Below are 22604 nucleotides of genomic sequence, written 5' to 3'. Positions count from 1 at the left end.
GTCACGGGACCCTCCCCTCGATTAGCTCCCGCTGGAGTTCAGCGCCTCGGTCAGTGCGGCTTCCACCTCACTGGCGCTGACACGGACCGGCTTGTCGGCATCACGCTTGCGCTTGCGCTCGCTGTGATAGGCCAGACCGGTACCGGCCGGGATCAAGCGACCGACCACCACGTTTTCCTTCAGACCGCGGAGGAAATCGCGCTTGCCGGTGACCGCGGCCTCGGTGAGGACACGGGTGGTCTCCTGGAACGATGCCGCCGAGATGAACGACTCGGTGGACAGCGAGGCCTTGGTGATACCCAGCAGCACGCGGTCGAACTTGGCGATGAAGCGATCGTCGCCCGACAGGCGCTCGTTCTCTTCCAGCACCTGGGTCAGTTCGACCTGATCGCCCTTGATGAAGCTGGAGTCGCCCGACTCGGACACTTCGACCTTGCGCAGCATCTGGCGCAGGATGGTCTCGATGTGCTTGTCGTTGATCTTCACGCCCTGCAGGCGGTAAACGTCCTGGATCTCGTTGACGATGTACTTGGCCAGCGCGCTGACGCCGAGCAGACGCAGGATGTCGTGCGGGTTGCTCGGGCCGTCGGAGATGACCTCGCCCTTGTTCACCTGTTCGCCTTCGAAGACGTTGAGGTGACGCCACTTCGGAATCAGCTCCTCGTACGGATCGCTGCCATCGGTCGGCGTGATCACCAGGCGGCGCTTGCCCTTGGTTTCCTTGCCGAAGGAGATGGTGCCGCTGATCTCCGCGAGAATCGACGGCTCTTTCGGCCGGCGCGCCTCGAACAGGTCGGCCACGCGCGGCAGACCACCGGTGATGTCGCGGGTCTTCGAGGTTTCCTGCGGGATACGTGCGATGACGTCACCCACGTTGACCTGACCACCATCGGCCACACCCACCAAGGCGTTGGCCGGCAGGAAGTACTGCGCCGGCACGTCAGTGCCCGGCAGCAGCAGCTCCTTGCCGGAGGCGTCGACCAGCTTGACCGCCGGACGGATGTCCTTGCCGGACGCCGGACGATCCTTCGGATCGAGGACCTCGATGTTGGTCAGACCGGTCAGTTCGTCGGTCTGGCGCTTGATGGTGATGCCTTCTTCCATGCCGACGAAGGTCACGGTACCCATCATCTCGGTGACGATCGGGTGGGTGTGCGGGTCCCACTTGGCGACGATGGCGCCCGCCTCGACCTTGTCGCCTTCCTTGACCGAGATCACCGCACCGTACGGCAGCTTGTAGCGCTCGCGCTCGCGACCGAACTCGTCGGCCACCGCCAGCTCGCCGGAACGCGATACCGCGACCAGCGCGCCGTCCAGGCGCTCGACGTGCTTGAGGTTGTGCAGGCGGATGGCACCGCCGTTCTTCACCTGGACGCTGTCGGCCGCGGAGGTCCGGCTGGCCGCACCACCGATGTGGAAGGTACGCATGGTCAGCTGGGTACCCGGCTCACCGATCGACTGGGCGGCGATGACACCGACCGCTTCACCGATGTTCACCTGGTGACCACGGGCCAGATCGCGACCGTAGCACTTGGCGCAGATGCCGTAGCGGGTCTCGCAGCTGATCGGCGAACGCACGATCACTTCGTCGATGCTGTTCAGCTCGATGAACTCGACCCACTGCTCGTCGACCAGGGTGCCGGCCGGGACGATCACGTCGTCGGTGCCCGGCTTGAACACGTCACGGGCGATCACTCGGCCCAGCACGCGCTCACCCAGGGGCTCGACCACGTCGCCGCCTTCGATGTGCGGGGTCATCAACAGACCCTGCTCGGTGCCGCAGTCGACCTCGGTCACCACCAGGTCCTGGGCCACGTCGACCAGACGACGGGTCAGGTAACCGGAGTTCGCGGTCTTCAGGGCGGTATCCGCCAGACCCTTACGGGCACCGTGGGTGGAGATGAAGTACTGCAGAACCGACAGACCCTCACGGAAGTTCGCGGTGATCGGCGTCTCGATGATCGAGCCGTCCGGCTTGGCCATCAGGCCACGCATACCGGCGAGCTGGCGGATCTGCGCAGCGGAACCCCGCGCACCGGAGTCGGCCATCATGTACATGGAGTTGAAGGACTCCTGCTCGACTTCCTTGCCGTCGCGATCGATGACCTTCTCTTTCGACAGGTTGCCCATCATCGCCTTCGACACTTCGTCGTTGGCCTTCGACCACAGGTCGATCACCTTGTTGTACTTCTCGCCCTGGGTCACCAGGCCGGAGGCGTACTGGCTCTCGATCTCCTTCACTTCCTCGGTGGCGGCGTCGATGATCCGCGCCTTCTCGTCCGGGATGACGAAGTCGTTGACGCCGATCGACACACCGGAAATGGTCGAGTAGGCGAAACCGGTGTACATCAGCTGGTCGGCGAAGATCACGGTGTCCTTCAAGCCAACGGTGCGGTAGCACTGGTTGATCAGCTTGGAGATCGCCTTCTTCTTCATCGACTGGTTGACCACGTCGTAAGGCATGCCGGCCGGAACGATCTGGAACAGCAGCGCGCGGCCGACGGTGGTGTCGACGATGCGGGTGTTCTGGGTGATCGAGCCGTCCTTCTCCTTGATGGTCTCGTTGATCCGTACCTTGACGCGGGCATGCAGCGAGGCTTCGCCGGCGCGGAACACGCGGTCGACTTCCTGCAGGTCGGCGAACACGCGGCCTTCGCCCTTGGCGTTGACGGCTTCACGGGTCATGTAATACAGACCCAGTACCACGTCCTGGGACGGCACGATGATCGGCTCGCCGTTGGCCGGCGAGAGGATGTTGTTGGTCGACATCATCAGCGCGCGCGCTTCCAGCTGGGCTTCCAGCGTCAGCGGCACGTGCACGGCCATCTGGTCGCCGTCGAAGTCGGCGTTGTACGCGGCGCAGACCAGCGGGTGCAGCTGGATCGCCTTGCCTTCGATGAGCACCGGCTCGAACGCCTGGATACCCAGACGGTGCAGGGTCGGTGCACGGTTGAGCAGCACGGGGTGTTCGCGGATCACCTCGGCGAGCACGTCCCAGACTTCCGGCAGCTCGCGCTCGACCATCTTCTTGGCGGCCTTGATGGTGGTCGCCAGACCGCGCATTTCCAGCTTGCCGAAGATGAACGGCTTGAACAGCTCCAGGGCCATCTTCTTCGGCAGGCCGCACTGGTGCAGGCGCAGGGTCGGGCCCACGGTGATCACGGAACGACCGGAGTAGTCCACGCGCTTACCCAGCAGGTTCTGACGGAAGCGGCCCTGCTTGCCCTTGATCATGTCGGCCAGGGACTTCAGCGGACGCTTGTTCGAGCCGGTGATGGCGCGACCGCGACGGCCGTTGTCGAGCAGGGCGTCGACCGCTTCCTGCAGCATGCGCTTCTCGTTGCGCACGATGATGTCCGGCGCGGACAGATCGAGCAGGCGCTTGAGGCGGTTGTTACGGTTGATCACCCGACGGTACAGGTCGTTCAGGTCGGAGGTGGCGAAGCGCCCACCGTCCAGCGGTACCAGCGGACGAAGGTCCGGCGGCAGCACCGGCAGCACGGTGAGGATCATCCACTCCGGCAGGTTGCCGGAGCCCTGGAAGGCTTCCATCAGCTTGAGGCGCTTGGACAGCTTCTTGATCTTGGTTTCCGAGTTGGTCTGCGGAATCTCTTCGCGCAGGCGACCGATCTCGTGCTCCAGGTCGATGGCGTGCAGCAGCTCGCGCACGGCCTCGGCGCCCATGCGCGCGTCGAAGTCGTCACCGAACTCTTCGAGGGCTTCGAAGTACTGCTCGTCGTTCAGCAGCTGGCCCTTCTCCAGGGTGGTCATGCCCGGGTCGATCACCACGTAGCTCTCGAAATAGAGCACGCGCTCGATGTCGCGCAGGGTCATGTCCATCAGCAGGCCGATGCGGCTCGGCAGCGACTTGAGGAACCAGATGTGGGCACAGGGCGAGGCCAGTTCGATGTGCGCCATGCGCTCGCGGCGCACCTTGGCCAGGGCCACTTCGACGCCGCACTTCTCGCAGATCACGCCGCGATGCTTGAGGCGCTTGTACTTGCCGCACAGGCACTCATAGTCCTTCACCGGGCCAAAGATCTTGGCGCAGAACAGACCATCGCGCTCGGGCTTGAAGGTACGGTAGTTGATGGTTTCCGGCTTTTTAACTTCACCGAACGACCACGAACGGATCATCTCAGGCGAGGCCAACCCGATACGGATGGCGTCGAACTCTTCGATCTGACCCTGGTTTTTCAGCAAATTCAGTAGGTCTTTCAAGGCCTTTCCTCCTGGCGGAGCAGGGAGTGGGCAGCACCGCCCCACTCCCGATTCGCGTCACGTGTTATTCGGTTTCCAGATCGATGTCGATGCCGAGCGAACGGATCTCTTTGATCAGTACGTTGAAGGACTCGGGCATGCCCGGCTCCATACGGTGATCGCCGTCCACGATGTTCTTGTACATCTTGGTCCGGCCGTTCACGTCGTCCGACTTCACGGTCAGCATTTCCTGCAGGGTGTAGGCGGCGCCGTAGGCTTCCAGTGCCCAGACCTCCATCTCCCCGAAGCGCTGACCACCGAACTGCGCCTTACCACCCAGCGGCTGCTGGGTCACCAGGCTGTAGGAACCGGTGGAACGCGCGTGCATCTTGTCGTCCACCAGGTGGTTCAGTTTCAGCATGTACATGTAGCCGACGGTGGTCGGACGCTCGAACTGGTTACCGGTACGGCCGTCGAACAGGCGCATCTGGCCGCTCTCCGGCAGATCGGCGAGCTTGAGCATCGCCTTGATCTCGCTTTCCTTGGCGCCGTCGAACACCGGGGTGGCCATCGGCACACCGCCGCGCAGGTTCTTCGCCAGGTTCAGCACTTCCTGGTCGCTCAGCTCGTCCAGGTTTTCCTGACGCCCACCGATCTCGTTGTAGATCTGCTGCATGAACTGCCGCAGTTCGGCGACCTTGCGCTGCTCTTCGAGCATGCGGTTGATCTTCTCGCCCAGGCCCTTGGCCGCGAGGCCCAGGTGGGTTTCGAGGATCTGCCCGACGTTCATACGCGACGGTACGCCCAGCGGGTTGAGGACGATGTCCACCGGCGTGCCGTTGGCATCGTGCGGCATGTCCTCGACCGGCATGATCACCGAGACCACACCCTTGTTACCGTGACGACCGGCCATCTTGTCGCCCGGCTGGATGCGGCGGCGGATGGCCAGGTAGACCTTGACGATCTTCAGCACGCCCGGCGCCAGATCGTCGCCCTGCTGCAGCTTGCGCTTCTTGTCCTCGAACTTGTCGTCGAGCAACTGGCGGCGGTCGGAGATGTAGGCCTGAGCCTTCTCCAACTGCTCGTTCAGCGCATCGTCGCTCATGCGCAGCTTGAACCACTGGCCGCGCTCGAGGCCGTCGAGGAACTCGTCGGTGACCTCGCTGCCCTTCTTCAGGCCGGCGCCGCCCTCGGCGACCTTGCCGACCAGGGCCGCACGCAGACGCTCGAAGGTCGCGCCCTCGACGATGCGGAACTCCTCGTTCAGATCCTTGCGGATCTCGTCCAGCTGCATCTTCTCGATGGCCAGGGCGCGGGAGTCGCGCTCGACGCCATCGCGGGTGAACACCTGGACGTCGATCACCGTGCCCTTGGTGCCGGTCGGCACGCGCAGGGAGGTGTCCTTCACGTCGCTGGCCTTCTCGCCGAAGATCGCCCGCAGCAGCTTCTCTTCCGGGGTCAGCTGGGTCTCGCCCTTCGGCGTGACCTTGCCGACCAGGATGTCGCCCGGGCCGACCTCGGCGCCGACGTAGACGATACCGGCCTCGTCCAGCTTGTTCAGTGCAGCCTCGCCGACGTTCGGGATATCCGCGGAGATCTCCTCCGGGCCGAGCTTGGTGTCACGGGCCACACAGGTCAGTTCCTGGATGTGGATGGTGGTGAAGCGGTCTTCCTGGACCACGCGCTCCGACAGGAGGATGGAGTCCTCGAAGTTGTAGCCGTTCCACGGCATGAACGCGACGCGCATGTTCTGGCCCAGGGCCAGTTCACCCATGTCGGTGGACGGGCCGTCGGCCAGGATGTCGCTGCGCTCGACCTTGTCGCCCTTGCTCACCAGCGGACGCTGGTTGATGCAGGTGTTCTGGTTGGAACGGGTGTACTTGGTCAGGTTGTAGATGTCGACCCCGGCTTCACCGGTTTCGACTTCGTCGTCGTTGACCCGTACCACGATGCGGCTGGCGTCGACCGAGTCGATCACCCCGCCGCGACGCGCGACCACGCAGACGCCCGAGTCGCGGGCGACGTTGCGCTCCATGCCGGTACCGACCAGCGGCTTGTCCGAACGCAGGGTCGGCACGGCCTGACGCTGCATGTTCGAACCCATGAGGGCGCGGTTGGCGTCGTCGTGCTCGAGGAACGGGATCAGCGAGGCCGCGACCGAAACCACCTGCTTCGGCGAGACGTCCATCAGGGTGACGTCTTCCGGCGCCTTGACGGTGAACTCGTTGAGGTGACGCACGGCCACCAGTTCGTCGATCAGCTCACCCTTGTCGTTCAGGGTGGCCGACGCCTGGGCGATCACGTGATCGGCCTCTTCGATGGCCGAGAGGAAGACGATCTCGTCGGTGACCTGGCCTTCCTTGACCACCCGATACGGGCTCTCGAGGAAGCCGTACTGGTTGGTGCGGGCATAGGCCGCCAGGGAGTTGATCAGACCGATGTTCGGACCTTCAGGGGTCTCGATCGGGCACACGCGACCGTAGTGGGTCGGGTGCACGTCGCGCACCTCGAAGCCGGCGCGCTCGCGGGTCAGACCGCCCGGGCCGAGTGCGGAGACACGGCGCTTGTGGGTGATCTCGGAGAGCGGGTTGTTCTGGTCCATGAACTGCGAGAGCTGGCTGGAACCGAAGAACTCCTTCACCGCCGCCGCCACCGGCTTGGCGTTGATCAGGTCCTGCGGCATCAGGCCTTCGCTTTCGGCCATCGACAGGCGTTCCTTGACCGCACGCTCGACGCGCACCAGGCCCACGCGGAACTGGTTCTCGGCCATTTCGCCGACGCAACGCACGCGGCGGTTACCCAGGTGGTCGATGTCGTCGACGATGCCCTTGCCGTTACGGATGTCGACCAGGGTCTTGAGGACCTCGACGATGTCTTCGCGGCTCAGCACGCCGGAACCTTCGATCTCGGTACGACCGATACGACGGTTGAACTTCATCCGACCTACGGCGGACAGGTCGTAGCGCTCGGCGCTGAAGAACAGGTTGTTGAACAGCGTCTCGGCGGCGTCCTTGGTTGGCGGCTCGCCAGGACGCATCATGCGGTAGATCTCGACCAGTGCTTCCAGCTGGTTGGTGGTCGAATCGATCTTCAGGGTATCGGAGATGAACGGACCGCAGTCGATGTCGTTGGTGTACAGGGTCTCGATGCGCACCACCTGGGCCTTGGCGATCTTGACCAGCAGGTCCAGGGTCAGCTCGGTGTTGCACTCGGCGATGATCTCGCCGGTAGCCGGGTGCACGATCGCCTTGGCCGTGGTGCGGCCGATCAGGTAATCGAGCGGAACGTCCAGCTCTTTGATGCCAGCCTTGTCCAGCTGGTTGATATGGCGCGCGGTGATACGACGGCCCTGCTCGACGATGACCTTGCCGTTGCCGTCCTTGATGTCGAGCACGGCGACTTCGCCGCGCAGGCGCTGCGGCACCAGCTCCAGGCTCAGGGCCTCGCCCTTCACGTGGAAGACGTTGGTGTCGTAGAAGGCATCCAGCATCTCTTCGGTGCTGTAACCCAGGGCGCGCAGCAGCACCGAGGCCGGCAGCTTGCGGCGACGGTCGATACGCACGAACACGGCGTCCTTCGGATCGAACTCGAAATCCAACCAGGAGCCGCGGTACGGAATGATCCGCGCGGAGTACAGCAGCTTGCCGGAGCTGTGGGTCTTGCCGCGGTCGTGGTCGAAGAACACGCCCGGCGAGCGGTGCAGCTGGGAAACGATGACGCGCTCGGTACCGTTGATCACGAAGGTACCGTTCTCGGTCATCAGGGGGATTTCCCCCATGTAGACTTCTTGCTCTTTGATGTCCTTGATCGCTTTGTTCGACGATTCTTTGTCGAAAATGATCAGGCGCACCTTCACCCGCAACGGTACGGCGAAAGTCACGCCGCGCAGCACGCATTCCTTGACGTCAAAGGCCGGCTCGCCCAGGCGATAACCGACATACTCCAGAGCAGCATTGCCGGAATAGCTGATAATCGGGAAAACGGACTTGAAGGCCGCATGCAGGCCGATGTCGCGAAACTGGTCCTTGGTCGCTCCCGCCTGCAGGAATTCGCGATACGAATCCAGCTGGATGGCCAGGAGATAAGGCACATCCATGACATCCGGCAACTTGCTAAAGTCCTTGCGGATACGTTTTTTCTCAGTGTATGAGTAAGCCATCAGCGTTCCCCAGCTTGGTCACCTGCTTATTTGGCCTCTCCGACGGGAGCAGCCAGAAAATCTTGCAAACCCTCGGTTTGCGCCACCCTCGTGGGTGGGAATTTCCGCCTAGGCCGAGCGTTGATTAGTCGACCTAGAACGGAAAAAGGCCGGTGGCAAAAGCCACCAGCCATCAGCCTTCCGCGAATCGCTTGGGCTGCAGACGCAAAGTCGTCGCTTACTTGAGCTCGACAGTGGCGCCAGCTTCTTCCAGTGCCTTCTTGGCAGCTTCGGCTTCTTCTTTCGAAGCGCCTTCCTTGACCACGCCCGGGGCGCCGTCAACGACTGCCTTGGCTTCTTTCAGACCCAGACCGGTCAGCTCGCGAACGACCTTGATCACGTTCACTTTCTTCTCGCCGGCGGAAGCCAGGATGATGTTGAACTCGGTCTGCTCTTCTACAGCGGCAGCGGCGCCGGCAGCCGGGCCAGCAGCAACAGCGGCGGCGGCAGTCACGCCGAACTTCTCTTCCATTGCCTTGATCAGTTCAACAACCTGCATCACGGACATTTCGGATACGGCGTTGATGATGTCTTCGTTGGTCAGAGCCATGACTCTAATTCCTGTATTGGGGGACAGCCTTCGCGGCCATCAAATTAAACAAATATGCGTGAAAGGGGATTAGGCGGCCTGGATCAGGCAGCCGCGCCTTCTTTCTGGTCGCGAACAGCCGCCAAAGTACGAACGAACTTGCTGGTAGCGCCTTGCATCACGCTCATCAGCTGAGAAATCGCTTCGTTGTAAGTCGGCAGGGTTGCCAGTACGTCGATCTGATTGGCTGCGAGGAACTGACCCTCGAACGCAGCTGCCTTGATCTCGAACTTGTCCTGACCCTTGGAGAACTCCTTGAAGATGCGGGCAGCAGCGCCCGGATGCTCGTTGGAGAACGCAATCAGGGTCGGGCCTTTGAACACGTCGTTGAGCACGTCGAACTGAGTGCCTTCAACGGCGCGGCGCAGCAGGGTGTTACGTACGACTTTCACGTACACACCAGATGCGCGGGCCTCTTTACGGAGTCCGGTCATAGCACCTACGGTCACGCCACGGGCATCGGCCACGACAGCGGACAGGGCAGCTTTGGCAGCCTCGTTGACTTCAGCGACGATGGCCTTCTTGTCTTCGAGTTTAATTGCCACGGGTTTACTCCTGGATGTTACCGTTTCGTCCAGCCGAAGCCGGACGGCGTTTTGGTGTCTGATTCGGTACGAATCGGGAGCACCATCTGCGTAGGCTGCCGAAGATCGCTCCCCGGGTTTAAGGCTCGCGCCGCCTACGGTCTTGGACAGCCCCCGCCAGGCAGGGACCCCAATCTTGCCGGCCGGCGGAATCGCTTCCGCCGGCCTAATTCATTACGCGTCCAGCGATGCCTGATCGATGACCAGACCCGGGCCCATGGTGGTGCTCAGGGTCACACGCTTGACGTAGATACCTTTGGAGGTCGACGGCTTCAGGCGCTTGAGGTCGGCGATCAAGGCTTCGACGTTCTGCTTCAGCTTCTCGGGCTCGAAGCTGACCTTGCCGACGGAACCATGGATGATGCCGTTCTTGTCGGTACGGAAGCGCACCTGACCGGCCTTGGCGTTCTTCACGGCATTGGCCACGTCCGGGGTTACGGTACCGACCTTCGGGTTCGGCATCAGGCCGCGCGGACCGAGCACCTGGCCCAGCTGACCGACGACACGCATGGCGTCCGGAGAAGCGATGACCACGTCGTAGTTCAGGTCGCCGCCTTTCATTTCGGCAGCCAGGTCGTCCATGCCAACGCGGTCGGCGCCAGCAGCCAGAGCGGCTTCGGCCGCTGGGCCCTGGGTGAACACGGCGACGCGAACGCTCTTACCGGAACCGTTCGGCAGAACGGTGGCACCACGCACGACCTGATCCGATTTGCGCGGATCGACGCCCAGGTTCACCGCGACGTCAACGGATTCGGCGAACTTGACGGCCGACAGCTCGGAGAGCAGAGCGGCGGCTTCGACGAAGCTGTAAACCTTACCGGCTTCGACCTTTGCGGCGATCGCCTTTTGACGCTTAGTCAACTTAGCCACTTACACACCCTCCACGTTCAGGCCCATGCTACGAGCGGAACCGGCGATGGTACGCACGGCCGCATCCAGGTCAGCGGCAGTCAGATCAGCCTCTTTGGTCTTGGCGATCTCTTCCAGCTGAGCACGGGTCACGGTACCGACCTTGACGGTGTTCGGGCGCGCCGAACCGCTGGTCAGACCTGCCGCCTTCTTCAGCAGAACCGAAGCCGGGGTGCTCTTGGTTTCAAAGGTGAAGCTGCGGTCGCTGTAAACAGTGATGATCACCGGGGTCGGCAGACCGGGCTCCATGCCCTGGGTCTTGGCGTTGAACGCCTTGCAGAACTCCATGATGTTCACGCCATGCTGACCGAGGGCCGGACCTACGGGCGGGCTCGGGTTGGCCTGCGCAGCCTTTACTTGCAGCTTGATATAAGCCGTTATCTTCTTAGCCATGAGCTACTCCAATTACGGGTTCTAACGCCTCGCGGCTCCCCGGTGATTACATATTTATCCCAGTGACGACAAAACCCCGCAGCCCAGGACTGCGGGGTATGGGATGCTTGTGTCAGTTATGCCTTTTCGACCTGACTGAACTCCAGCTCGACCGGTGTCGAGCGACCGAAAATGGTCACCGCCACCTGGATTCGGCTCTTCTCATAATTGACTTCTTCGACGACGCCACTGAAATCAGCGAACGGCCCATCGATCACACGAATCATCTCGCCCGGCTCGAACAACGTCTTCGGCTTCGGCTTGTCACCGCTGTCGGCAACACGACGCAGAATGGCTTCGGCTTCCTTATCGGTAATAGGCGCCGGCTTGTCGGCCGTACCACCGATAAAGCCCATGACACGCGGGGTATCCTTGACCAAGTGCCAAGTCCCTTCGTTCATGTCCATCTGCACCAGAACATAGCCCGGGAAGAATTTGCGCTCGCTCTTGCGCTTCTGGCCATTACGCATCTCTACCACTTCTTCGGTAGGAACCAGAATCTCGCCAAAACCGTCTTCCATGCCGGCGAGCTTGACGCGCTCGATCAGAGAACGCATCACATGCTTCTCGTAACCCGAGTAAGCATGCACAACGTACCAACGCTTAGCCACGGGACACCCTTTAACCCACAATCAACGAAACGAGCCAACCCAGCAGCGAATCGAGGCCCCACAGCAAAAGCGCCATCACGAGGACGACAGCCACCACGATCAACGTGGTCTGCGTGGTTTCCTGACGAGTCGGCCAGACGACCTTGCGAATTTCGACGCGCGCTTCCTTCGCCAGCCCAGTGAACGCCTGCCCCTTGGCCGTCTGCAGCGCAACTGCGCCCGCGACACCTGCCAAAGCCAGCAACACCAGAACACGATACAGAATCGGCTCGGCAGAGAAGTACTGATTACCGACAACACCCACCACGACCAGAGCGACTACAACCAGCCACTTGAGCAGATCGAAGCGCGAGCCTTTGGCCTCAGCCTTATCAATCATTTACGAGGATCCTGTGAAAGACACGCCACATTCGCTGAGAATATGGCAGGTCAGGAGGGAATCGAACCCCCAACCTGCGGTTTTGGAGACCGCCGCTCTGCCAATTGAGCTACTGACCTAGAGGAAAATCAGGCCGACCATTATGCCGACCTGACAGAGACAGATCAACCGATTACTCGACGATCTTGGCAACCACGCCGGCACCAACGGTACGACCACCTTCGCGAATCGCGAAACGCAGGCCGTCTTCCATGGCGATCGGCTTGATCAGGGTAACAACCATCTTCACGTTGTCGCCCGGCATTACCATCTCAACGCCTTCCGGCAGTTCGCAAGAACCGGTTACGTCGGTGGTGCGGAAGTAGAACTGTGGACGGTAGCCCTTGAAGAACGGGGTGTGACGACCACCTTCTTCCTTGGACAGCACATACACTTCGGCTTCGAACTTGGTGTGCGGCTTGATGGTGCCCGGCTTGGCCAGAACCTGACCACGCTCTACGTCGTCACGCTTGGTGCCGCGCAGCAGGACGCCACAGTTCTCACCGGCGCGACCTTCGTCGAGCAGCTTGCGGAACATCTCGACACCGGTGCAGGTGGTCTTGGTGGTGTCACGCAGACCAACGATCTCGATTTCTTCCTGGACCTTGACGATGCCGCGCTCGACACGACCGGTTACCACGGTACCGCGACCGGAGATGGAGAACACGTCTTCGATCGGCATCAGGAACGGCTTGTCGATGGCGCGAACCGGCTCAGGGATGTAGGTATCCAGAGTCTCGACCAGCTTCTTGACGGCAGTGGTGCCCATCTCGTTGGCGTCTTCGCCGTTCAGCGCCATCAGCGCGGAACCGATGATGATCGGCGTGTCGTCGCCCGGGAAGTCGTAGGTGGACAGCAGGTCGCGAACTTCCATCTCGACCAGTTCCAGCAGTTCGGCGTCGTCAACCATGTCGGCCTTGTTCAGGAACACGACGATGTACGGAACGCCTACCTGGCGGGACAGCAGGATGTGCTCGCGAGTCTGCGGCATCGGGCCGTCGGCAGCGGAGCAAACCAGGATAGCGCCGTCCATCTGCGCAGCACCGGTGATCATGTTCTTCACATAGTCAGCGTGACCCGGGCAGTCAACGTGCGCGTAGTGACGAATATTGGAATCGTACTCTACGTGCGCGGTGTTGATGGTGATACCACGAGCCTTCTCTTCCGGAGCGCTGTCGATCTTGTCGAAGTCGACCTTGGCGCTGCCGAATACTTCGGAGCAAACGCGAGTCAGAGCAGCGGTCAGAGTGGTTTTACCGTGGTCAACGTGACCGATGGTGCCGACGTTGACGTGCGGCTTGTTACGTTCAAATTTCTCTTTAGCCATTTTGACCGTCTCCCAACGAAGAATTGAGCAAGTCACACTGCCCATTAAAACAAAGGCAGATACTTTCATATCTGCCTTTATTAAATGGAGCTCATGAGCGGATTTGAACCGCTGACCTCACCCTTACCAAGGGTGTGCTCTACCAACTGAGCTACATGAGCGAAACACTTTACAACGACTGAAGACCTGGAGCGGGTAGCGGGAATCGAACCCGCATCATCAGCTTGGAAGGCTGAGGTTCTACCACTGAACTATACCCGCGGAGCCTTCAGCTCACGCTAAATCTGGTGGAGGGAGAAGGATTCGAACCTTCGAAGTCGATGACGTCAGATTTACAGTCTGATCCCTTTGGCCACTCGGGAATCCCTCCAAAAGGAGGCGGCATTCTCGTTTCATGCCACCCTACTGTCAAGCATTTTCTCATTTAAAAACCTGAGCTTAGCTACATCGACAGCAGCCTCACAGATCCATCGCTGGTACCACCCTGTGAAGCGGGCGCCATTCTAGTCAATCTTTCTCGACCTTGCAACGCCTTCGCACGGCATTAATTGATGTTTTAAGCCTTTGAAATCAAAAGCCAAACGCTCCAGCAAGGATTCCTCCGCCAGGCGCCTGCTCTCCGGGGCGATTCGCACCCAATAACTACGGTGAGCACGCGACAGTTCCTTGAGCAAGGGCTCGTATCCAGCCCCCCTCAACCTCTGGAGCACGCTCTCCGCCGAGTCACTCCGTGGAAATATCCCTAGAGAGATGCCATTCGCCAATTCACCTTCGGCGATGATGTAGCTGTCGATTTTCCGCGCTTGCAGCTCTTTCAGCTGCCGCAATGAGGCTTGCCGCGACGCCAGGGGCGGCAAATATACCCAATAGTCGACCCCAGCCGCGGCATCGACGGCCTGGATGCTGGAGCGAATATCCAGACTGAGCAGGCGCTGTTCCAGTACTGCAGCCGTCGCCCTCTGCTCGAAGCTGCCTAGAAACAGACAGACCGCCTCCCCGGCCTTGACCTCGGCGACTGGTGGCTTTCGCAGCACCGACACCTCGGACTCGCTCAACAGGCGAATATCGCCCTCGCCGCCTCGCGCCAGCGCCAGGGGGGCCACCTCTTTAGCCCGCATGGGCGCCTGCTGCTGATGCCACACGTAATAGAACAGGTTCAGGACCAGCAACAACAGAAACATCCAGCGCATGCGCAACCTCAATCCAGGGGACAGGCGATAGCCAGGCCGGTAAACACCAGGTCGGGTGCGACCTTGGCATCAGGCACCAGGTCCGCCACCAGCCCCGCATCCCCGCCCGTGAGGAAGACCCGGAACGCCCCCCCCCAATACTCGCGCGCAAGCGCCAACTGGGTCTGCACGAAGCCCTGCAGCATCAGCGAGCAGCCACGTTCGACCGCCTCCGCGGTCGAACGTCCCGGGCCAAGCCCGTGGAGAGCCCGCTCCGCCGCGGCATCGTCATAACGGATCCGCCGCGTATGGGTTCGCAACTGATTGCGCATGAGAGGCACCCCCGGACAGATGAACCCCCCCAGGTGCTGACCGTCTCCCCCGACAAAGTCGGCGGTCACCGCGGTTCCCAAATCGAGGACCAGACAGGCCCCCTTCGCCTGGTGATAGGCCCCGACCAAAGCCAGCCAGCGATCCAGCCCCAGCCGCTCGGGCTGCTCATAACCATTGCGCACCCCAGCCAGCTCCGCAGCCGGGCGCGCCCAGCTGCACGCCATGGCGAAGGCCGACTCCAGGGGGGCAACCAGTTGCAGCGTTTCCTCATCGGTACGCACGCTAACCAAGCGACAGGCGTCCAGACTCGACACCTTGCTGCGAACGACCTGCAAGAGCTCGACATCAGCCCCCACCACCCCACCACAGAGAGCGCCCACTCCCTCCCGGGGAATCACCCGCCACTTGATAAAGCTATTCCCACAATCGAGCTCAAGAATCATTGCGCAACCTCAAACTGAGCTCACCACCACTGAAGAGCCGCTCCACTCCATCCACCAACAAACGCAGCGCTCCGGTCGAATCCACGCCCTGAACCACGCCTTCGATCTGCTGCGCCCCGGCAGTGAGTATGGCTGCACGCCCCTGCCAGAGATGATTGCTCTGCCACTCTTCGAGCAACCTTGAAAAACCTTCCTTCCGATGCCGCTCGAGGTAGATAGACAGCCGCTCATTGAGCAGCGAAACCAACTCGTTGCGATCGACCCCGTGCCCGAGCTCTGCTCGCATAGAAGTCCACGGCTGATCGATGACCTGAAGGGCGCCCGGTAGCATGTTGACGTTGATGCCAATGCCTATAACCACATGGCAAACATCCGCCGGGTCACCGGACAGCTCCAGGAGGATTCCGGCAAGCTTGCGGCCATTCACCAGTAAGTCGTTAGGCCACTTTAGACCCGCCCCCACCACACCCATAGCCCGGATAGCGTGAAGCAGGGCCAACCCCACCACCAGACTGAGCCCTTCCAATTGCCGCACGCCCCCCTCGACCCGCAGCACCAGACTGTAATAGAGGTTCTCTGCAAACGGGCTCACCCAGGTACGCCCTCGTCGCCCACGACCCGAAGTCTGCTGCTCGGCCAACACGACAAAAGGCGCCGGCAGCTGACGCTCGAGTCGCCGCAAGGCCTCGGAGTTGGTCGAATCGACCGAATGCAACACCATTACAGGCCAGTGCGGTCGCGCGCCACTCGCCGCCAAGATGCTTTCATCCAGAAGTCGCAGCGGGCTTTCCAGACGATATCCGCGCCCCCGAACCTTATGGATAGGCAGACCGAGCTCGGCCTCAAGAGCGCGCAACTGCTTCCACACCGCAGCACGACTGACCCCGAGCGCAGCTCCGAGCGCCTCGCCCGAATGGAAGCGCCCATCTTGAAGAAGCCTTAACAATGGCAGCATGCCGCCTCCCCGCGCAGTAAGGCACGCATGATAACGATGCGCCAAGCCATTGCCTACAAAGCCAACTGGCTATTTCCGCCGCGCAAAAGCAAACCCCCGACCTGCGTGTGCGGGTCGGGGGTTTGGGATAGGTGCTTGACGATGACCTACTCTCACATGGGGAAGCCCCACACTACCATCGGCGATGCATCGTTTCACTACTGAGTTCGGGATGGGATCAGGTGGTTCCAACGCTCTATGGTCGTCAAGCAATTCGGTTGGAGAGTCGGTGTTGAGTCGCCTCTCCATATTGGGTATGTGATGTCTGGTTTTGCGTGTTCTGGCAAATTTTCGGTTTGTTGTCGACTTCAACCATCGAGCACACAAACAGCAAATTGTTTGGGTGTTATATGGTCAAGCCTCACGGGCAATTAGTATGGGTTAGCTCAACGCCTCACAGCGCTTACACACCCCACCTATCAACGTCGTAGTCTTCGACGGCCCTTCAGGGAGCTCAAGGCTCCAGTGAGATCTCATCTTGAGGCAAGTTTCCCGCTTAGATGCTTTCAGCGGTTATCTCTTCCGAACATAGCTACCCGGCAATGCCACTGGCGTGACAACCGGAACACCAGAGGTTCGTCCACTCCGGTCCTCTCGTACTAGGAGCAGCCCCTCTCAAATCTCAAACGTCCACGGCAGATAGGGACCGAACTGTCTCACGACGTTCTAAACCCAGCTCGCGTACCACTTTAAATGGCGAACAGCCATACCCTTGGGACCGGCTTCAGCCCCAGGATGTGATGAGCCGACATCGAGGTGCCAAACACCGCCGTCGATATGAACTCTTGGGCGGTATCAGCCTGTTATCCCCGGAGTACCTTTTATCCGTTGAGCGATGGCCCTTCCATACAGAACCACCGGATCACTAAGACCTACTTTCGTACCTGCTCGACGTGTCTGTCTCGCAGTCAAGCGCGCTTTTGCCTTTATACTCTACGACCGATTTCCGACCGGTCTGAGCGCACCTTCGTACTCCTCCGTTACTCTTTAGGAGGAGACCGCCCCAGTCAAACTACCCACCATACACTGTCCTCGATCCGGATAACGGACCAGAGTTAGAACCTCAAGGTTGCCAGGGTGGTATTTCAAGGATGGCTCCACGCGAACTGGCGTCCACGCTTCAAAGCCTCCCACCTATCCTACACAAGCAAGCTCAAAGTCCAGTGCAAAGCTATAGTAAAGGTTCACGGGGTCTTTCCGTCTAGCCGCGGATACACTGCATCTTCACAGCGATTTCAATTTCACTGAGTCTCGGGTGGAGACAGCGCCGCCATCGTTACGCCATTCGTGCAGGTCGGAACTTACCCGACAAGGAATTTCGCTACCTTAGGACCGTTATAGTTACGGCCGCCGTTTACCGGGGCTTCGATCAAGAGCTTCGCGTTAGCTAACCCCATCAATTAACCTTCCGGCACCGGGCAGGCGTCACACCCTATACGTCCACTTTCGTGTTTGCAGAGTGCTGTGTTTTTAATAAACAGTCGCAGCGGCCTGGTATCTTCGACCGGCATGGGCTTACGCAGTAAATGCTTCACCCTCACCGGCGCACCTTCTCCCGAAGTTACGGTGCCATTTTGCCTAGTTCCTTCACCCGAGTTCTCTCAAGCGCCTTGGTATTCTCTACCTAACCACCTGTGTCGGTTTGGGGTACGGTTCCTAGTTACCTGAAGCTTAGAAGCTTTTCCTGGAAGCATGGCATCAACCACTTCGTCGTCTAAAAGACAACTCGTCATCAGCTCTCGGCATTAAGCGCCCGGATTTACCTAAGCACTCTGCCTACCACCTTAAACACGGACAACCAACGCCGTGCTGGCCTAGCCTTCTCCGTCCCTCCATCGCAGTAACTAGAAGTACGGGAATATTAACCCGTTTCCCATCGACTACGCATTTCTGCCTCGCCTTAGGGGCCGACTCACCCTGCGTCGATTAACGTTGCGCAGGAAACCTTGGTCTTTCGGCGTGCGAGTTTTTCACTCGCATTGTCGTTACTCATGTCAGCATTCGCACTTCTGATACCTCCAGCAAGCTTCTCAACTCACCTTCACAGGCTTACAGAACGCTCCTCTACCGCTCAACTTACGTTGAACCCGTAGCTTCGGTGTATGGTTTGAGCCCCGTTACATCTTCCGCGCAGGCCGACTCGACTAGTGAGCTATTACGCTTTCTTTAAAGGGTGGCTGCTTCTAAGCCAACCTCCTAGCTGTCTAAGCCTTCCCACATCGTTTCCCACTTAACCATAACTTTGGGACCTTAGCTGACGGTCTGGGTTGTTTCCCTTTTCACGACGGACGTTAGCACCCGCCGTGTGTCTCCCGTGCTGACACTTGCTGGTATTCGGAGTTTGCATCGGTTTGGTAAGTCGGGATGACCCCCTAGCCGAAACAGTGCTCTACCCCCAGCAGTGATACACGAGGCGCTACCTAAATAGCTTTCGAGGAGAACCAGCTATCTCCGAGCTTGATTAGCCTTTCACTCCGATCCACAGGTCATCCGCTAACTTTTCAACGGTAGTCGGTTCGGTCCTCCAGTCAGTGTTACCTAACCTTCAACCTGCCCATGGATAGATCGCCCGGTTTCGGGTCTATACCCAGCGACTAAACGCCCTATTAAGACTCGCTTTCGCTACGCCTCCCCTATTCGGTTAAGCTCGCCACTGAATATAAGTCGCTGACCCATTATACAAAAGGTACGCAGTCACCTAACAAGTAGGCTCCCACTGCTTGTACGCATACGGTTTCAGGTTCTATTTCACTCCCCTCTCCGGGGTTCTTTTCGCCTTTCCCTCACGGTACTGGTTCACTATCGGTCAGTCAGTAGTATTTAGCCTTGGAGGATGGTCCCCCCATATTCAGACAAAGTTTCTCGTGCTCCGTCCTACTCGATTTCACTTCTAAGATCCTTTCGCGTACAGGGCTATCACCCACTATGGCCGCACTTTCCAGAGCGTTCCGCTAAAATCAAAGAAGCTTAAGGGCTAGTCCCCGTTCGCTCGCCACTACTAAGGGAATCTCGGTTGATTTCTATTCCTCAGGGTACTTAGATGTTTCAGTTCCCCTGGTTCGCCTCCTACACCTATGTATTCAGTGCAGGATACCCAGCTTGTGCTGGGTGGGTTCCCCCATTCAGAGATCTCCGGATCAAAGTCTGTTTGCCGACTCCCCGAAGCTTATCGCAGGCTACCACGTCTTTCATCGCCTCTGACTGCCAAGGCATCCACCGTATGCGCTTCTTCACTTGACCATATAACCCCAAGCAATCTGGTTACGGCCTCGAACGTGAAGACGACATTCGCCGAAAATTTGCACTTGAGAACAACGCAAATTTTACCTTGATTGATCAACTGCCAGTGAAAGCAGTCAATCAGTCACTTCTATCACATACCCAAATTTTTAAAGAACGATTTTCGTACTGATCAAAGACCAGAAATCAACATTCAGCAGGTCACACCTGGAACGCTCATTTCTGAACTCTAAACGGGCTGTCGGTGGTGGAGCCAAGCGGGATCGAACCGCTGACCTCCTGCGTGCAAGGCAGGCGCTCTCCCAGCTGAGCTATGGCCCCATATTCTACCAAGGCCAAACCCCACAACAATTGGTGGGTCTGGGCAGATTCGAACTGCCGACCTCACCCTTATCAGGGGTGCGCTCTAACCAACTGAGCTACAGACCCAATCGTCTTTCGCAATGAATCAAGCAATTCGTGTGGGAGCTTACAAGGAAGCTGATGTCGTCGATTAAGGAGGTGATCCAGCCGCAGGTTCCCCTACGGCTACCTTGTTACGACTTCACCCCAGTCATGAATCACACCGTGGTAACCGTCCCCCTTGCGGTTAGACTAGCTACTTCTGGTGCAACCCACTCCCATGGTGTGACGGGCGGTGTGTACAAGGCCCGGGAACGTATTCACCGTGACATTCTGATTCACGATTACTAGCGATTCCGACTTCACGCAGTCGAGTTGCAGACTGCGATCCGGACTACGATCGGTTTTATGGGATTAGCTCCACCTCGCGGCTTGGCAACCCTTTGTACCGACCATTGTAGCACGTGTGTAGCCCTGGCCGTAAGGGCCATGATGACTTGACGTCATCCCCACCTTCCTCCGGTTTGTCACCGGCAGTCTCCTTAGAGTTCCCGGCATGACCCGCTGGTAACTAAGGACAAGGGTTGCGCTCGTTACGGGACTTAACCCAACATCTCACGACACGAGCTGACGACAGCCATGCAGCACCTGTGTCTGAGTTCCCGAAGGCACCAATCCATCTCTGGAAAGTTCTCAGCATGTCAAGGCCAGGTAAGGTTCTTCGCGTTGCTTCGAATTAAACCACATGCTCCACCGCTTGTGCGGGCCCCCGTCAATTCATTTGAGTTTTAACCTTGCGGCCGTACTCCCCAGGCGGTCAACTTAATGCGTTAGCTGCGCCACTAAAATCTCAAGGATTCCAACGGCTAGTTGACATCGTTTACGGCGTGGACTACCAGGGTATCTAATCCTGTTTGCTCCCCACGCTTTCGCACCTCAGTGTCAGTATCAGTCCAGGTGGTCGCCTTCGCCACTGGTGTTCCTTCCTATATCTACGCATTTCACCGCTACACAGGAAATTCCACCACCCTCTACCGTACTCTAGCTTGCCAGTTTTGGATGCAGTTCCCAGGTTGAGCCCGGGGCTTTCACATCCAACTTAACAAACCACCTACGCGCGCTTTACGCCCAGTAATTCCGATTAACGCTTGCACCCTCTGTATTACCGCGGCTGCTGGCACAGAGTTAGCCGGTGCTTATTCTGTTGGTAACGTCAAAACAGCAAGGTATTAACTTACTGCCCTTCCTCCCAACTTAAAGTGCTTTACAATCCGAAGACCTTCTTCACACACGCGGCATGGCTGGATCAGGCTTTCGCCCATTGTCCAATATTCCCCACTGCTGCCTCCCGTAGGAGTCTGGACCGTGTCTCAGTTCCAGTGTGACTGATCATCCTCTCAGACCAGTTACGGATCGTCGCCTAGGTGAGCCATTACCTCACCTACTAGCTAATCCGACCTAGGCTCATCTGATAGCGCAAGGCCCGAAGGTCCCCTGCTTTCTCCCGTAGGACGTATGCGGTATTAGCGTTCCTTTCGAAACGTTGTCCCCCACTACCAGGCAGATTCCTAGGCATTACTCACCCGTCCGCCGCTGAATCATGGAGCAAGCTCCACTCATCCGCTCGACTTGCATGTGTTAGGCCTGCCGCCAGCGTTCAATCTGAGCCATGATCAAACTCTTCAGTTCAATACTGCTTGGGTTTTGAGAAAACCCTAAACTTGGCTCAGCAATCGCAAATCTCTTACTTAAAAGAGTTAACTCTCGAATTAACGAGTGTTGCTTTGTGATGCTGATAATCAGTTGACTATCAGTCTTACCTCACAAGCACCCACACGAATTGCTTGATTCAGTTGTTAAAGAACAGTTGGTTAAGTCTTTCGTCTCAACCGAGGCGCGCATTCTACAGCAGCCTCATCTTTCGTCAAGCAGTTTCGAAAATTTCTTTTCAAACTCAACCGCTTGCGGGCGACTCCAGGACTTTCATCACTTGGAGTCTAAACCTTAGATCAAAATCTAAGGCTTTCACTAAAAGGCAAACCCCCGACCTGCATATGCGGGTCGGGGGTTTGGGATAGGTGCTTGACGATGACCTACTCTCACATGGGGAAGCCCCACACTACCATCGGCGATGCATCGTTTCACTACTGAGTTCGGGATGGGATCAGGTGGTTCCAACGCTCTATGGTCGTCAAGCAATTCGGTTGGAGAGTCGGTGTTGAGTCGCCTCTCCATATTGGGTATGTGATGTCTGGTTTTGCGTGTTCTGGCAAATTTTCGGTTTGTTGTCGACTTCAACCATCGAGCACACAAACAGCAAATTGTTTGGGTGTTATATGGTCAAGCCTCACGGGCAATTAGTATGGGTTAGCTCAACGCCTCACAGCGCTTACACACCCCACCTATCAACGTCGTAGTCTTCGACGGCCCTTCAGGGAGCTCAAGGCTCCAGTGAGATCTCATCTTGAGGCAAGTTTCCCGCTTAGATGCTTTCAGCGGTTATCTCTTCCGAACATAGCTACCCGGCAATGCCACTGGCGTGACAACCGGAACACCAGAGGTTCGTCCACTCCGGTCCTCTCGTACTAGGAGCAGCCCCTCTCAAATCTCAAACGTCCACGGCAGATAGGGACCGAACTGTCTCACGACGTTCTAAACCCAGCTCGCGTACCACTTTAAATGGCGAACAGCCATACCCTTGGGACCGGCTTCAGCCCCAGGATGTGATGAGCCGACATCGAGGTGCCAAACACCGCCGTCGATATGAACTCTTGGGCGGTATCAGCCTGTTATCCCCGGAGTACCTTTTATCCGT

The 22604-nt window shown here is 58.8% G+C and carries 12 protein-coding genes, 6 tRNA genes and 5 rRNA genes (1 of these 23 only partly in view); all 23 read right to left on the bottom strand.

Annotation, left to right across the window (positions count from 1 at the left end; all coding sequences use genetic code 11):
- Window positions 1-21 precede the first annotated feature (21 nt).
- On the bottom strand, window positions 22-4221 hold the full coding sequence (rpoC, locus tag ACSX1C_RS18485; RefSeq protein WP_439887360.1) for a DNA-directed RNA polymerase subunit beta': 4200 nt from the start codon (window positions 4219-4221) through the stop codon (window positions 22-24).
- 64 nt (window positions 4222-4285) lie between these two features.
- Window positions 4286-8359: a DNA-directed RNA polymerase subunit beta gene (rpoB, locus tag ACSX1C_RS18480; protein ID WP_439887359.1), complete on the bottom strand. Its 4074-nt coding sequence runs from the start codon at window positions 8357-8359 to the stop codon at window positions 4286-4288.
- A 217-nt stretch (window positions 8360-8576) separates the two neighbouring features.
- Window positions 8577-8948: a 50S ribosomal protein L7/L12 gene (rplL, locus tag ACSX1C_RS18475; protein ID WP_318643781.1), complete on the bottom strand. Its 372-nt coding sequence runs from the start codon at window positions 8946-8948 to the stop codon at window positions 8577-8579.
- A gap of 83 nt (window positions 8949-9031) precedes the next feature.
- Entirely contained in the window at window positions 9032-9532 is a 501-nt protein-coding gene (rplJ, locus tag ACSX1C_RS18470; protein WP_439887358.1) for a 50S ribosomal protein L10, read from the bottom strand.
- Window positions 9533-9745: 213 nt separating this feature from the next.
- Window positions 9746-10441, bottom strand: coding sequence for a 50S ribosomal protein L1 (gene rplA, locus ACSX1C_RS18465; RefSeq protein WP_318643784.1), 696 nt, complete (start codon window positions 10439-10441; stop codon window positions 9746-9748).
- The gene (rplK, locus tag ACSX1C_RS18460) at window positions 10442-10873 is read right to left on the bottom strand and encodes a 50S ribosomal protein L11 (protein ID WP_213641507.1); all 432 of its coding nucleotides are present in this window, start codon (window positions 10871-10873) and stop codon (window positions 10442-10444) included. It lies immediately after the preceding gene.
- A gap of 116 nt (window positions 10874-10989) precedes the next feature.
- Complete coding sequence (gene nusG / locus ACSX1C_RS18455) at window positions 10990-11523, bottom strand: transcription termination/antitermination protein NusG (protein WP_439887357.1); 534 nt, start codon at window positions 11521-11523, stop codon at window positions 10990-10992.
- A gap of 10 nt (window positions 11524-11533) precedes the next feature.
- A complete protein-coding gene (gene secE / locus ACSX1C_RS18450) occupies window positions 11534-11902 on the bottom strand; it encodes a preprotein translocase subunit SecE (RefSeq protein WP_439887356.1) in 369 nt (122 codons plus the stop codon).
- Window positions 11903-11945: 43 nt separating this feature from the next.
- Window positions 11946-12021: transfer RNA gene (locus ACSX1C_RS18445), tRNA-Trp, on the bottom strand.
- A 53-nt stretch (window positions 12022-12074) separates the two neighbouring features.
- Complete coding sequence (gene tuf / locus ACSX1C_RS18440; RefSeq protein ID WP_318643776.1) at window positions 12075-13268, bottom strand: elongation factor Tu; 1194 nt, start codon at window positions 13266-13268, stop codon at window positions 12075-12077.
- Window positions 13269-13353: 85 nt separating this feature from the next.
- Window positions 13354-13429, bottom strand: a tRNA-Thr gene (locus ACSX1C_RS18435).
- A 26-nt stretch (window positions 13430-13455) separates the two neighbouring features.
- Window positions 13456-13529 (bottom strand) — tRNA-Gly (locus tag ACSX1C_RS18430).
- A gap of 24 nt (window positions 13530-13553) precedes the next feature.
- Window positions 13554-13638: transfer RNA gene (locus tag ACSX1C_RS18425), tRNA-Tyr, on the bottom strand.
- 133 nt (window positions 13639-13771) lie between these two features.
- A complete protein-coding gene (locus tag ACSX1C_RS18420) occupies window positions 13772-14458 on the bottom strand; it encodes an SPOR domain-containing protein (protein WP_439887355.1) in 687 nt (228 codons plus the stop codon).
- A gap of 8 nt (window positions 14459-14466) precedes the next feature.
- Complete coding sequence (locus ACSX1C_RS18415) at window positions 14467-15213, bottom strand: pantothenate kinase (protein WP_439887354.1); 747 nt, start codon at window positions 15211-15213, stop codon at window positions 14467-14469.
- The gene (birA, locus tag ACSX1C_RS18410) at window positions 15203-16168 is read right to left on the bottom strand and encodes a bifunctional biotin--[acetyl-CoA-carboxylase] ligase/biotin operon repressor BirA (protein ID WP_439887353.1); all 966 of its coding nucleotides are present in this window, start codon (window positions 16166-16168) and stop codon (window positions 15203-15205) included. The genes ACSX1C_RS18415 and birA overlap by 11 nt, the downstream gene beginning before the upstream one ends.
- Before the next feature lie 133 nt (window positions 16169-16301).
- Window positions 16302-16417 (bottom strand): 5S ribosomal RNA (rrf, locus tag ACSX1C_RS18405).
- A gap of 140 nt (window positions 16418-16557) precedes the next feature.
- Window positions 16558-19447: ribosomal RNA gene (locus ACSX1C_RS18400) — 23S ribosomal RNA — on the bottom strand.
- Between the two features lie 245 nt (window positions 19448-19692).
- Window positions 19693-19768, bottom strand: a tRNA-Ala gene (locus ACSX1C_RS18395).
- 31 nt (window positions 19769-19799) lie between these two features.
- Window positions 19800-19876 (bottom strand) — tRNA-Ile (locus ACSX1C_RS18390).
- Window positions 19877-19941: 65 nt separating this feature from the next.
- A 16S ribosomal RNA gene (locus ACSX1C_RS18385) occupies window positions 19942-21478 on the bottom strand.
- A 391-nt stretch (window positions 21479-21869) separates the two neighbouring features.
- Window positions 21870-21985, bottom strand: a 5S ribosomal RNA gene (gene rrf, locus ACSX1C_RS18380).
- 140 nt (window positions 21986-22125) lie between these two features.
- A 23S ribosomal RNA gene (locus tag ACSX1C_RS18375) occupies window positions 22126-22604 on the bottom strand; it runs 2411 nt beyond the window's last position.
- Together the 16S, 23S and 5S rRNA genes with 2 tRNA genes alongside form the textbook arrangement of a ribosomal RNA operon.

Source organism: Pseudomonas sp. MBLB4123 (assembly GCF_051904775.1).
In the GTDB taxonomy this organism is placed as follows: Bacteria; Pseudomonadota; Gammaproteobacteria; order Pseudomonadales; family Pseudomonadaceae; genus Aquipseudomonas; species Aquipseudomonas benzenivorans_B.
The sequence above is the reverse complement of the archived record's forward strand: the minus strand, read 5'-3'. Positions and strand labels throughout refer to the sequence as shown.